Annotated in this window: 15 protein-coding genes; 7 read left to right on the top strand and 8 right to left on the bottom strand. The window is 67.5% G+C overall.

Annotation, left to right across the window (positions count from 1 at the left end; genetic code table 11):
- Positions 1-10 precede the first annotated feature (10 nt).
- From IG98_RS51315 to IG98_RS0136425, 4 genes are all read left to right on the top strand, one after another.
- On the top strand, positions 11-184 hold the full coding sequence (locus IG98_RS51315; RefSeq protein WP_157594726.1) for a hypothetical protein: 174 nt from the start codon (positions 11-13) through the stop codon (positions 182-184).
- A 271-nt stretch (positions 185-455) separates the two neighbouring features.
- Complete coding sequence (locus IG98_RS51310; RefSeq protein WP_157594725.1) at positions 456-623, top strand: hypothetical protein; 168 nt, start codon at positions 456-458, stop codon at positions 621-623.
- 410 nt (positions 624-1033) lie between these two features.
- Positions 1034-1360, top strand: a complete 327-nt coding sequence (locus tag IG98_RS0136430) for a PadR family transcriptional regulator (RefSeq protein WP_030923152.1) — start codon at positions 1034-1036, stop codon at positions 1358-1360.
- Complete coding sequence (locus tag IG98_RS0136425) at positions 1357-1959, top strand: hypothetical protein (protein ID WP_030923149.1); 603 nt, start codon at positions 1357-1359, stop codon at positions 1957-1959. Before IG98_RS0136430 ends, IG98_RS0136425 begins: the two co-directional genes overlap by 4 nt.
- A 95-nt stretch (positions 1960-2054) precedes the next feature.
- On the opposite strand, the gene IG98_RS0136420 is transcribed toward IG98_RS0136425, so the two are convergent.
- Positions 2055-2588, bottom strand: a complete 534-nt coding sequence (locus IG98_RS0136420) for a GntR family transcriptional regulator (protein ID WP_030923145.1) — start codon at positions 2586-2588, stop codon at positions 2055-2057.
- 115 nt (positions 2589-2703) lie between these two features.
- Between IG98_RS0136420 and IG98_RS51305 the strand changes: the two genes are divergently transcribed.
- On the top strand, positions 2704-3006 hold the full coding sequence (locus tag IG98_RS51305; protein ID WP_030923142.1) for an Arm DNA-binding domain-containing protein: 303 nt from the start codon (positions 2704-2706) through the stop codon (positions 3004-3006).
- 271 nt (positions 3007-3277) lie between these two features.
- Here the strand turns inward: IG98_RS51305 and IG98_RS0136405 are convergent, their stop codons facing one another.
- The gene (locus IG98_RS0136405) at positions 3278-4489 is read right to left on the bottom strand and encodes a trans-sulfuration enzyme family protein (RefSeq protein ID WP_037972234.1); all 1212 of its coding nucleotides are present in this window, start codon (positions 4487-4489) and stop codon (positions 3278-3280) included.
- Positions 4490-4587: 98 nt separating this feature from the next.
- On the opposite strand from IG98_RS0136405, the gene IG98_RS0136400 reads away from it, so the two are divergent.
- Positions 4588-5085: an Lrp/AsnC family transcriptional regulator gene (locus tag IG98_RS0136400; protein ID WP_051753404.1), complete on the top strand. Its 498-nt coding sequence runs from the start codon at positions 4588-4590 to the stop codon at positions 5083-5085.
- Positions 5086-5399: 314 nt separating this feature from the next.
- Here the strand turns inward: IG98_RS0136400 and IG98_RS51300 are convergent, their stop codons facing one another.
- The 5 genes from IG98_RS51300 to trxA form a co-directional block, all read right to left on the bottom strand.
- Positions 5400-5564 carry a hypothetical protein gene (locus tag IG98_RS51300; protein ID WP_157594724.1) on the bottom strand — a complete coding sequence of 55 codons (165 nt, stop codon included), beginning with the start codon at positions 5562-5564 and terminating at the stop codon, positions 5400-5402.
- Between the two features lie 93 nt (positions 5565-5657).
- On the bottom strand, positions 5658-6809 hold the full coding sequence (locus tag IG98_RS0136390) for a glutathione-independent formaldehyde dehydrogenase (protein WP_030923131.1): 1152 nt from the start codon (positions 6807-6809) through the stop codon (positions 5658-5660).
- A gap of 177 nt (positions 6810-6986) precedes the next feature.
- Entirely contained in the window at positions 6987-7436 is a 450-nt protein-coding gene (locus tag IG98_RS0136385; protein WP_030923129.1) for a DUF1931 family protein, read from the bottom strand.
- Between the two features lie 26 nt (positions 7437-7462).
- Positions 7463-9133: an FAD-dependent oxidoreductase gene (locus tag IG98_RS0136380; protein ID WP_037972231.1), complete on the bottom strand. Its 1671-nt coding sequence runs from the start codon at positions 9131-9133 to the stop codon at positions 7463-7465.
- Positions 9117-9560 (bottom strand): thioredoxin, encoded by a 444-nt coding sequence (gene trxA / locus IG98_RS0136375; protein WP_030923123.1) that lies wholly within the window; start codon positions 9558-9560, stop codon positions 9117-9119. The genes IG98_RS0136380 and trxA overlap by 17 nt, the downstream gene beginning before the upstream one ends.
- Before the next feature lie 740 nt (positions 9561-10300).
- Between trxA and IG98_RS0136370 the strand changes: the two genes are divergently transcribed.
- Positions 10301-10720 (top strand): hypothetical protein, encoded by a 420-nt coding sequence (locus tag IG98_RS0136370; RefSeq protein ID WP_030923119.1) that lies wholly within the window; start codon positions 10301-10303, stop codon positions 10718-10720.
- 443 nt (positions 10721-11163) lie between these two features.
- Here the strand turns inward: IG98_RS0136370 and IG98_RS0136365 are convergent, their stop codons facing one another.
- A complete protein-coding gene (locus IG98_RS0136365) occupies positions 11164-12360 on the bottom strand; it encodes an NAD(P)/FAD-dependent oxidoreductase (protein ID WP_030923116.1) in 1197 nt (398 codons plus the stop codon).
- Positions 12361-12430: the final 70 nt, after the last annotated feature.

Genomic DNA, 12430 nt, shown 5'->3' with positions numbered 1-12430 from the left:
GCACGGCCACGTGGCCCGAACACTGCTGACCGCGCTCTTGGTCTGCCTGGCCAACCAGCACATCCTGCTCAGCCGGCGGCAAGTCCACGACCGCCCCGAGCCCGCACCTCAGGACACGGCAACGCCTGACGAGCACGGCCTCGCCCCGCCCAGGGCGGACAGCAGACCACCACCTCATGAGTGATCCACCCCGACCGTTGGGTTTCGCACGCCCACCGACCGGTCCCACCCGCGCCTACAGCGGTCCACCACCGGCGCCCTCCGCCAGGGCCCCACCGCACGAGCCGAAATCAGCCCGCCCAGCGGCCACAGGACCTCGGAAACGATGAGATCCCGCCCGATGTGACGGCGGCTCTCCCAATCCGGATTCAAGATCGCATCCAGCACCGCCATCGACCGGCAGAGATCAGCGAGTCGAGGTCGTCATCGCAGCCGGTAAGCCAGGGGACATCGGGGTGGCCATCAGGGCCTGGGAGGACGCTGAACGCCACCGAATGCTGTACGAACCGGGCAACCTCGGCCGCCTGGCCGATGCCGCGATGACCCGCTCCAGCTCCACCACCGCGCTCCGGGCAGTCGCGGAAAACATGCGCCGGAAACGGGCGACGCCCGATGAACGCTGATTGGGTACGGCAACATATCTCCTCGTAGTCGCGTTGCCGTACCTGGCCGGTGATGGCCGTGATCAGGTGGCCGTGTCATCCGGTGGCAACCTGACCCGGAACACAGGGCCACCAGACCCGCGCACCGGAGACAGGGCGGCAGAGCCCTTGATCATCACCATTGAGGTGTTCCTGATGACCACCGAGTGGAGACGGCCGGCGCAATGCCGAAGGCATCCCGAAGAGGCCGCGAAGCGGTTGGGCCGGCGGTCGGAACGGCAGGCGGCAGCGCGCACCAGGGGCGGCGGGCGGCGGGTGGACCGCGCCGTGCGGCGGCGCGGAGCGTTGCCGCTTTGAACCAGTAAAAAACTCTGAGCCGTTGGTAGTAGTTGCTCTTGAACCGATAGTACGAATGACGATATATATCAGGTATGGCACTACGCGAGCAGAGCTACCTGATCCTGCTGGCCCTCTCCCAAGGCCCGCTCCACGGCTACGGGGTGATCAAAGCAGTGCAGGAACTGTCCGAAGAGCGGGTACGCCTCGGCGCGGGCACCCTTTACGGTGCTCTGGATCGACTGGCGGGCGACGGACTGGTGATCGTGGTCAAGGAGGAGGTCGTTTCCGGCCGTCACCGCCGCTACTACGACCTCACCGGCCACGGTCGCCAGGTGCTGACCGAGGAGACCGCCCGCCTGACGCGCCTGGCCGCTACCGCTCAGCGTCGCTTGAGCCTCCAGCCTGGGATGGGGATGTGACGAGTTCCGACGCCGCCTCCGCCTACGAGCGCCGCTGCCGGTTGCTGATGCGCTTGGCCTACCCGCCCCGTTTCCGGGAGTTCCGCGGTGCCGAACTCCTGGGCACCCTGATGGATCTGGCCGAGCCGGGGCAGAGCGGCCCGGCCTTGCGCGACAGCCTGGACGTGCTCCGTGGTGGGCTCATGCTGCGCCTGCGGGAGCACCCGCCGGTAGGGCACTGGTTTCTCTACCGGCTGATGGGCAGCCAGGTGCCCTGGGAGTATCGCTGGTGGGCCAGAGACGATACCCAAGGCCGGTTCTTCTTTGAGCGGCATGTGTTCTTCGTCGTACTCTTCTGGAGCCCGTACGTGGTGTTTCTCCAGTCGTTTATGTCGAACATGGTCTTTACGCCCTTCTCGGCCTTGCTGGTATTTATTGGATCTACCTATCTGTTCCTTCGGCCATTCAAAGCCATTCTGAGACGTTCATGGCTCGCCAGACACGAATTCAACCCTGACGGCACCTCCTATGTTCCGATTCCACCGGAAGTCCACCCTGACGGCAGAGCACATGAGCCCAAACCGGACGATGTCCAGAGAATAAAAAGACTAGGCCAGTAAAACGCTCAACGCCGCCTTCTATCACTGCAACATCCATATTGAGTTTTTGGTGTCCCCACGCTGAGCGGCGGAGACACCGAGCGAGCATGCGTTTTTCAGATCGTCAGGGCAATGCCGTTGTCGGCGAGTTCTTCGGGGGTGAATACCGCGCTGGTGTCGTCGGCGAGTTCGGCGCTGTAGCCGATCTCGTAGCGGTTGGCGGGGGCTTTGACCTCGGTGACCTCGATCGGGTGGCCGTTTGGGTCGGCCACGGTGCGGCGGATGATGAGGATGGCTTCGGCGTAGTCCATGCCCAGGCGGGCGCGTTCGTCTTCGTAGGCGATGCGGGAGGTGGTCAGGGTCATCCAGCGGATCGGGCCGTGGTCGCGGATGAGGGTCTGGTAGAAGAACGCGGGCCGCTTGCGGTACTGGTGGAAGCGCTTGGGGTCGTCCCAGTCGGGCAGCATGTCGGCGTTGGTGTAGGAGTTGATCTCCAGGCGGGCCGAGGCGCCGTGGATGCGGGCGGTGTGGCCTCGGTGCCACATGCTGCGGCGGTGGGTGGCCGGATGTCCCCTCCAGACGCCGAGGATGATCGCGATATCCCGGTTGGCGGTGATCTTCTCACCGGTGAACAGCGGGGCCTCGGCCATCTCCGATTACGTGGCACTACTCGAACAGGAAGCGAGGGCATCATGACCGTACGACGCAGCCGGTGAGACGGCGGGCCTGCACTGGGACGAACAGCGAGAGCGCTGGATCGCCTCGGTGGCGGTCGGCTACACCCCGGCAGGAAAGCGCATCGTCAAGAAGGCCGGCGGCAAGACCAAGACCGAAGCCAAGGCCAAGCTCAAAGAGATCATCCGCGACTACGACGACGGCCTGACCACGACGGCGCACAACTACACGGTGGGCGACGCCGTACGCGACTGGTTGAAGTTCGGGCTCAGCGGGCGGGACGAGGCGACCGTGACGACGCGGACGTTCCTCGCCAACACACACGTGATCCCTGCCCTCGACGCCCGTGTCCGCCGACGACGTAGACCGCTGGATGGCCGAGCGACACCATGATGTCGACCATCGAGGCCGACGACGCCTGGTGCCCGCCCGCCTTGATTCCGGTGTCGTTGGGCCGGCTCCGATTGGTCGCGTCGACGATCGACGTGGCGAGCCACAAGACGCGCCGCGAGATCTCGCGCAGGGTCGCGATGTCGTACGGCTGGGCGTCTCTGGCCGTCAGACCGATGGGTGGCCGAAGGCCGGTGTGGGCCGGAGCCGCCTCAGACGCGGCTCTCGTGTCGTAGCGCATGGAGACAATCCAGTTCTTCTCGGTACCGGAGGTCTACCGGTGCGACGCGTCCTCATGCGCCGCAGCCGGACGGCGCGCGGCGAGGGCCTGGTCGAGGTCGGCCATCAGGTCCTCGTGGTCCTCCAGCCCGATGGAAAGCCGGACCAGGCCTGCGGGCGGGCGGGCCTCGGGGGCGACGGGCCGGTGCGTCAGCGCCGCGGGATGCTGGATCAGTGAGTCGACGCCGCCCAAGGACACCGCGTGGGTGAACAGGCGAACCGCCGATGTGAGGTGCCTGGCCTGCTCCAGACCTCCGCGGAGGTCGATCGAGATCATCGCCCCTGTGCCCCTCATCTGTCGGTGGAGAAGTCCCTGCGCATCCCCCGCGATCCCGGGGTAATGCACACGGGAGACGCTCGGGTGGGTGCTCAGCCACGCGGCAAGGCGCTGGGCGTTCGCCTGCTGCGCCCGGACCCGGATCGGGAGCGTGGCCAGCCCCCGGTGCAGGAGGTAGGCGCCGAGCGGGTGAAGAAGGGCACCCGTGATGGCGCGGACTCTGCGCAGCGCGGCTGCCTGCTCCTGATCGCAGGCGATGACGCCGGCGATGACGTCGCCGTGCCCCCCGAGATACTTGGTCGCGCTGTGCAGCACCATCGAGGCGCCGAAATTGACGGGGTTCTGCAGGATCGGGGTCGCGAACGTGTTGTCCACGAGAACGGGAACGCCGCGGGCCGCCTCGACGACGGCACGGATGTCAACCAGGTCGAGTGTCGGGTTGGCAGGTGTCTCCAACATGATCAGCGCCGTGTCCGGCCGGAGCGCCGCGGCGACGCCCTCCGCCGTACAGAACGTCACCTCGGCACCGAGTACACCGGAAGCCAAGAGGTGATCGGTCCCGCCGTAAAGAGGCCGGACCGCCACGATGTGGCGGTGGCCGGTCTCCTGCGTCGTCGCGAGGATCGCCGCGGTGGTCGCCGCCATACCCGATGAGAACGCCACGGCTGCCTCGGTGAGCTCCATCCGCGCCAACGCCGACTCGAATCGGGCCACGGTCGGGTTCCACAACCGCCCGTAGACGGCTCCACCCTCCGCGTACGGCGTGCCCCCGCCGGCCATGGCCTCGTATGAGAGGCCGCCTGCCTCGATGTCCGGCAGCGGATTGGTCGAGGACAGATCGATGGGAAGCGCGTGGACGCCGAGTTCGGCGAGGTCCTCGCGGCCGGCGTGGACGGCGATGGAGTCGAGCTGCAGCCGAGGTGAAATCATGCCGCAACGATGAGCAAATCCACAGAGAATTTCAATGCCCATTGTGGAAATTTGCGCTGTTCGCCAGGATCAATGCAGATTCGACAAAAGGAGCCCTCATGCCCGACCTGTCGTCGAAGAAACCGCAGCCTGCTCCGGCGTCTCTCGACGGTACCGACCTGGCCATCCTCGCCGCGCTCGTGGAGGACGGCCGCATGACCAACGCCGCACTCGCCGCCCGCGCGGGCGTCGCCGAGTCCACATGCGCGTATCGGGTGCGCGCGCTGAGGCAGTCGGGTGTCATCGCGAGCGTCAACGCCCGGCTCAACCTCGGCGCGCTCGGCCACCCGATCCACGCGATCATCAAGGTCCGCCTGGGAAGCCACAACCGAGAGCACGTCCGCAACCTCTACGACAAGCTGGTCGCGGCGCCGGGGGCGCTGACGGTTCTCCACGTGGGCGGCGATGACGACTTCCTCCTGCACGTCGCCGTGGAGAGCCCGGAGAAACTCCGGGATCTCATCCTGGAACACGTGACCATCTACCCGGTGGTGCAGCGGACGGAGACTCAACTGGTGTTCGAGGTACGCGAAGGTCGTGGCGTGCTGAATCCGTGAACGTCTCCGGCCGGTTACCGATTACTCGTCCAACCAGCGTGGGCAAGAACGAACAATTCAGTAAAGGGACGCCTGCGGCCGTCGCCGCCATAACACCCGTACCCAGCCCGGACGTGGGCTCACAACCTCTGAAACGACAAGATCCCGCCCGATCACTATGATCGGACGGGATCCCGTCAACCTCAATCCAGCCGTTTCAAGAACGGCCCCGCGGTGGGGTGTTCACGAGTAGGTCTGGCCTGGGGCGCTGAAGGTGGCTCGAAGATCGCTTCCCGAGATGGCCGTGATCGTTTCCCGGCCGAGCCCCCGAGGGGTCAGCGTGCCGCCTCGGGCATACGGACCGTTGTGTACGGATGTGGTTGCTCCAGCCACTCACTGGTCAGCCTTGCGCCTGCGGTCTGGTCGATGACCGCGAGCATGGCGGCTCGCCAGTCGTAGTCCTCGTCACGCTCCTCGAACTCGACGAAGAAGTCCGTCATCGCCTGCGGTCGCGGCCATTGGCCGATGCCGGCATGGTCTTCCGGGCGCCGTGACGGTGTGCGCCATCGCGGCGGTGGTCCGGGCGCTGCGTGTCAGTTGAGCTCGCCGGGATGGATGACGACCTTGGTCCAGCCGAGATCCCTCCGGTCGAAGTGCTCGTAGCCGTCCGGTGCGTCGTCCAGGTTCAGTTCATGCGAGACGACCCAGGACGGCCGGGCCTTTCCTTCGTGGATGAGCGTGCGGAGCTTCCGGTTGTAGCGCTTCACGTTGCACTGGCCGTTGCCGATCATCTGGCCCTTGAACCAGAACATCCCGTAGTCGAAGGCGATCTCGCCCTGCTTGAAGAGATCGTCCGGGCTGCCGGGGTCCGACGGGATGAAGACGCCGACGACGCCGATGGTCCCGGTGAACTTGACCGATCTGACGAGGTCGTTGAGCGTCATGTTGGGGTGCTCGTGCCCCTGTGGGTCGTGCGCCTGGTAGCCCACGCACTCACAGCCCCGGTCGGCGCCCAGGCCCTTGGTGAGCTCCATGACCTGATCGACCGGTGGCGACTGGGAGTCGTCGATCGCGATCGCGCCGATCTCCTCGGCTTTGGCGAGCCGGTCGGGGTGGCGGTCGACGACCATCACCTTGCTCGCGCTCTTGAGCGTGGCGGAGTAGGCGGCCATCAGCCCGACGGGCCCCGCTCCGTAGATCACGACCGAGTCGCCCGCCTCCACCTGGGCGAGTTGAGTCGCGTGCCAGCCGGTCGGCCAGATGTCGGCGAGCATCACGTAGTCGTTCTGCTTCTCCTTCGCGTCGTCCGGGAGGACGAGGCAGTTGAAGTCGCCGTACGGCACGCGCAACAACTCGGCCTGGCCGCCGTTGTAGGGCCCCATGTCCGCGAAGCCGTAGGCCGCCCCGGCCATGCCCGGCTCGGGATTGGTGGTGAGGCAGTAGGCCGTCAGGCCCTTTTCGCAGTTCGCGCAGAAGCCGCATGAGATGTTGAACGGGAGACAGACCACGTCGCCGACGCGGACGCGGTCGACGGCCGATCCGACCTCGACCACTTCGCCGAGGTTCTCGTGACCGAGGACGCGGCCCGTCTCGAAGTCGGTCCGGCCTTCGTACATGTGCAGGTCCGACCCGCAGATGTTGGTCGTGGTGATGCGAACCAGGACATCGGTGGGCCGCTCTATGCGCGCGTCCGGGACTTCCTCGACGCCGACCTGTCGAGGTCCGTTGTACACGATCGCTTTCATGATTTCCTCGCATGCGGTTGATTGCGAAGGATCGCCTTACCCCCCAGAGACGGGGCGAGAGGTTCTACGCCGTCCAGCAGGTCAACGGTTCGTTCCTCCTTCCTTGCTCGGCGCCGGATTTACCGGGCGTCCGGGGCGGGCCGTTCAGAGCTGATCGCCGAGGCCGTCCCGGCCGCCTCAGAGCAGCAGGTCGAAGACACGTATCGTGCGCTCCCACTGCTCGGTCGCGGGGTTCTTCACCTCCGGATCCACGATCTTGAAAGCCTGAGCCAGTGCCACTGACAGGCCGCCGACGATCTCGGGCAGGCGGCCGACGGTCTCCTCGCCGACCAACAGGTCGAGCGGAGGCAGCGTGGCGAGCTGCTCCAGGATGGGTTTCAGCTCGATGTCCTCATCGAGGAGGCGGAACCGGTGGATGCTCTCCTGGAGGCCCTTGGTGACGGGTAAATCCCAGGGTTCGATGATGTCGCGACGGTTCGCCTTGGCGTGGGCCTGGCCGATCACCAGAAGGTCGTAGAGCTTGTCGTTCACGAAGTCGCCGTAGCGCCGGAGGTCGTCCTTGTCGACATCGACACCTGCGGCGCTACGGAAGAAGCGTTCGAATCTCGGCACCGCCATGACAGCCATGGAGGTCTCCTTCCTTCCGGCCGGAGTCACTCTCCGGTGTGGAGGTATTCGTGGATCAGCCGTACGGCCATGGCGCCTTCACCGACCGCCGCGGCCACCCGCTTGACCGACCCGCTCCGCACGTCCCCGGCCGCGAACACGCCCGCCCTGCTCGTCTCCAGCGGAAACGGCCGGCCGGCGGAGTCGGGTACGCCTTCCTTACCGGACCGGGTGGCGTCCGCGCCCGTCAGGATGTAGCCCCGCGGGTCGAGCGCGATCTCGTCGGCCAGCCAGGCGGTGTACGGCTCCGCGCCGATGAAGATGAACATCGCGCGGGCCTCGATCGTGGAACGCTCGCCGGTGACGTTGTTCTCGGCGATGACCGCGGCGAGCCTCTCTTCCCCCATCAGCTCCCGGACCTCGGTGTTCGGCATGATCTGGATCTGGGAGTGCCGTTCGATCTCGACGGCCAGGTAGCGGGACATGTTCCTGGACAGCGCGTCCTCGCGCACGAGCAGCCGGACGCAGGCGGCGTGCCGGGCCAGGAACAGGGCGGCCTGGCCGGCCGAGTTGCCTCCGCCCACGACGACGATCGGATCCCGCTCGCACATCTGGGCTTCGAACATGGTCGCCGCGTAGTAGACGCTCGTGGGCTCGAACCTTTCCAGGTTCCCGACGTCGAGCCTCCGGTAGCGGACGCCGGTCGCGACGATCAGGGTGCGCGCGTGGATCGTGCCGCCCTCCCCTACGGTGACGATGTGATCGCCCGCGTCCAGGCGCAGTCCGCACGCCTGTGCGGGGACGCAGAAACGCGCGCCGAACTTGCCGGCCTGGATCGCCGCCCGCTCCGCCAGTTCGCCGCCGGAGATCCCGGACGGGAAGCCGAGGTAGTTCTCGATCCGCGAGGAGGTGCCCGCCTGGCCGCCCGTCGCGACATCGTCCAGGACCGTCGTCGCGAGGCCCTCCGACGCCCCGTAGACCGCCGCCGCCAGCCCCGCCGGCCCGGCCCCGATGACGAGCAGGTCGCATCGGGTCTCCTGCACCCGTGGTGCGAGGAGCCCGACCGCCTGGGCCAGCTCCGCGTTGCTCGGGTTGCGAAGCACCCTCTCGCCACGCCAGATCACGACCGGGGTCTCCTGCGGGGTGACGCCCATGCTCCGCAGGAACCGCTCCGCCTCCTCGTCCTGCTCCAGGTCGATCCACCGGTGCGGCAGCCGGTTGCGTGCCGCGAACTCCCGCAGCCGCCGGGAGTCGGCCGAGAAGCGGGAGCCGATGATGCGGAAGCCCGCCCCCAGTCCGATGAGCATCGTGCGGCGGATGAGGTAGGCCCGCAGGATGAGGTCGCCGAGTGCCGGATCCCCGGCGACCAGGCGGCGGAGCGCGTCCGCCGGCACGGCGAGAACCTCGCCGTCCTCGGCCACCACGCCGGTGACGAAGCCCACCTGGCCGGTGAGCACGTTGAGCTCTCCCAGGAACCGGCCTGCCCCGTGGACGCCGATCACCTGGTCTTCCGCTCCGAATCCCTCGACCGTCGCCACCTTGCCGGCCAGGATCGCGAAGAACTCGGTGCACGGAAGACCCTCCGCGTACAGGACCTCGTCCCGGCGGGTGCGGCGCCGTTCACCGTGCGGAGCCAGCGCCTGGAGCTGCGCGTCGCTCAGCCGCGGGTAGGCTCCCTGCGGGTCCGGTGTCTCGCAAAGCTCAGGCGGCCAGCGCATCGTCCACCCATTCGCGTAGGGAGGGAGCCGGCGCCGCGCCCGATCGCCGGGTGACGACCCGGCCCTGATCGATCACGACAAGGGTCGGGATGGCCTGTACGGTGAAGCGCTCCGAGAGCCGGGGCGCTTCGTCCACGTTCACCTTCACCAGCTTCAGGCGACCGGCAAGATCGGCCGCGACCTGCTCCAACGCCGGGCTGACCATGCGGCATGGGCCGCACCAAGGTGCCCAGAAGTCGACGACCACCGGGACCCGGGCTGCCTCGACGACCTCGCTGAAGTCGTCGTCCCCCGCCTCGGTGACCCAGGGAAGCGGCTGGTGGCAGTCGCCGCACCGCGGGATTCCTGAGGCGGCCCTGGGCAGCCGGTTCTTCCGTCCGCATTTCGAGCATTGGACGACGCTCGCGTCCTTGGCCTGTGACCGCATGGTCAGACCTCCGGATTCCCCTACGCCATCGAGAGTGTGCCGCCGGTCAGTACGACATGGATGACCGCCCCGTCGAGGGCGTCGCCGGCGACCGGTTCGCCGGTCTCGGCAGCCGCCCGGTGACGAGCCGCTGCTCAGCCTCCTCCACATCCCCAAGCTATCTCCGCCGCCAAAGGCCGCTTTGCAGCACCCCCCAACGCTGACCAGCGGCTATCCCCGCGTGTGATCCCTTTCTGCCGTATCGGGGTGCCGTCAACGAACGTGTCACCAGCCGTCAACCGAGTCGATCACCCAGACCAGGCAGCGCTTCTCCCAGGAGAGAGTGAGGTGGAAGGCCCGGTCTCCACGGCGTCGAACCCGGCAACTCCGTACTCAGGATCGTCGATCACACGGGAACGGTCCGGTCGGACGATCGCCGCCGCACGATCCGCAGCCCGGTAGTACTCACAGAAGAAGCTCACGCGAGCGATCCTGGCCCCGCGCGTACAACAGGACAACCACTCGTGCGTGCCTGCCCGGTGGCCCTTGAAGGCTTCGCCTGAGCTTCCCGCAGTGCTGGCCGTCGAAGAGCAACTGCGCCGACCGGCAATCACCCGTGAGACTCTGACGGAGTTCGCCGACGACGACCCCAGCGAAACCGACACGGCCGCAGACGACGGTGTGGTCATCGAGGAGCCGTCCGGCTCGGCCCGTAGCGATCTCGCTGACGAGCCGCCCATCCTGCTGCCAACCCCCGCGCCTTGCCCCCCACCCCCGACCACAAGACCGGCCAACTGCCGAAGATCTGCCACCAACACACCATCACCCTGCACCCCGGCGACCTCGACAAGTTCCGCCAGGATCTGCACCACCTCAGCCCCTCGTGGCGGGGGACATACTCCGCTGCCAGGGCCATGACGGAAGGGCTGAACGGCTGCCTCAAGGGCCACGACCTCGATCTTGGCGATCCGAAGAACAGACTCGCCCACGGCCGCGTCGCCCAGACCATCCTGATCGCGTTGCTCGTCACCGTCGCCAACGACCACTTCCTCGACCAGTGGCGCCACACCCACCAGCCCCCAGACGAGCCCGACGCACCCGCCGACATCTTCGAGATCCCAGCAGAGCGCTTCGACCGCTCGCCGCTCACGGGCCGAAGCAGGCCACCACCCGTCCCATAACCCGCAATCCAGATCACCTTGTCGCAACACCCAGCCCGAAGTCGGCATCGCCATGCCCAGCGACGCGAACTCCGATCTCCACCAGCGCCCTGCCACCACCCGGGCCTTCCCGGACCTCTGCTCCGCGGCTCCCAAACCAGGACAAACTCGATTCGGAAACCTCTGAAACGACAAGATCCCGCCTGATCGCGATGATCAGACGTGATCCCGTCAACTTCAGTCCGGCCGTTTCAAGAACGGCCTTCTTGTGGGGTGTTCACGAGCAGGGCCGGCCTGGGACGCAGGAGGGATCAGGAAGATCGCTTCCCGGAATTCCAGTGATCGTTTCCCGGAGTTGTGCGGGGGTCGCGGTCGTTGAAGTGCTTGCCGTGAGGCTTCCTGATCTTTTCGCCCGTCTTCTTCGCTGGTCGGCAGTATCCAGGGCGCCTGCTTCGCTTCGTGCTCTACGCCAGCGCCTTGAGGGCCGAGCCCGCCGCGGCCCGCTCCCACGTGACGCGGCGGCGCCGGGTCGGCAGCCCGAGCGTCGGGTTGGCGACGCCCCAGGCGGCGCCCTTGCAGATCAGCTCCTTGTAGACGGCGGCGCGCCGTCCGGTCAGGACAGCCCGCACTGCGCGGTCGTCGGCGGTGACGTACTGGATCAAGCCCTCCTTGCGGCCCAGTGAGATGCACTGGTTGAAGTAACGGATCGGCGTGTTCGGGAGCTTCCCGCCGGTCAGGCGCGCCGCGATCGCGTCGGCGGCCTGCCACGCGGTCGGACCTCCCGAGGCGCACGACATCCGCAGTGGCTTGTCCCCGGGGCCCATCACCATGGCCGCGTCGCCGACGGCGTACACGTCCGGGTACGAGACCGAGCGCATGGTCCCGTCGACCACGATCTGGCCGGTGCCGGTGACCTCCAGGGCGGTCGCCTCCGCGATCGGGTGCACCGCGAAGCCGGTGGTCCACACGGTGACCGCGGCCGGGATGGCCTTCCCGTCGGCGGTGGCGACGCGGTCGGCTTCGACGCCGACGACGGCGGCATGCTCGTGCACGGTGATCCCGAGCTTGCCAAAGACCTTCCGCAGGTGCTCGCGACCCTTAGGCGAGAGCCAGTCCCCGAGGCCGCCGCGGGCGGCGAGGGCGACGTCGAGGTCCGGGCAGGCCTCGGCGATCTCGGTCGCGGCCTCCAGGCCGGTGAGGCCGCCGCCGACGACGACCACGGTCTGCCCGGCGCCGAGGCGGGCCAGGCGCTCGCGCAGCCGGAGTGCTCCGGGGCGGCTGGCGATCTCATAGGCGTGCTCGGCGGTCCCGGGGACGCCTTGGGCGTTCCAGCCGCTACCGAGGGCGTAAACGAGCGTGTCGTAGGCGAGTTCTTCGGCGCCGTTCGCGTCGATGACGGCGATGGTCTTGCGGTCGACGTCGACGCCGGTGACCTTCGCGAGCCTCAGTTCGACGCCGGTGCCCGCGAACATCTCGCTGAATGGCCGGGGCTTGAGGTCCTGGCCGGCCGCCAGCTGGTGCATGCGGACGCGTTCGACGAAGTCGGGCTCGGCGTTGACGAGGGTGATGGCGACGTCCTCGCGGCGGAGCCGCCTGGCGAGGCGGCCGGCGGCGATGGCTCCTGTGTATCCGGCTCCGAGGACGACGATGCGGTGCTGCATTTCCTTGCTCCCATCTTGCGCGGGTTTGCCACTTGAACCGAGTGGCGCGCCGTTTCCTGACAGGAACGCG

Source organism: Streptosporangium amethystogenes (assembly GCF_000721075.1).
GTDB classification, from domain to species: Bacteria; Actinomycetota; Actinomycetes; order Streptosporangiales; family Streptosporangiaceae; genus Streptosporangium; species Streptosporangium amethystogenes.
This window is presented reverse-complemented; position numbering and strand designations above follow the sequence as displayed.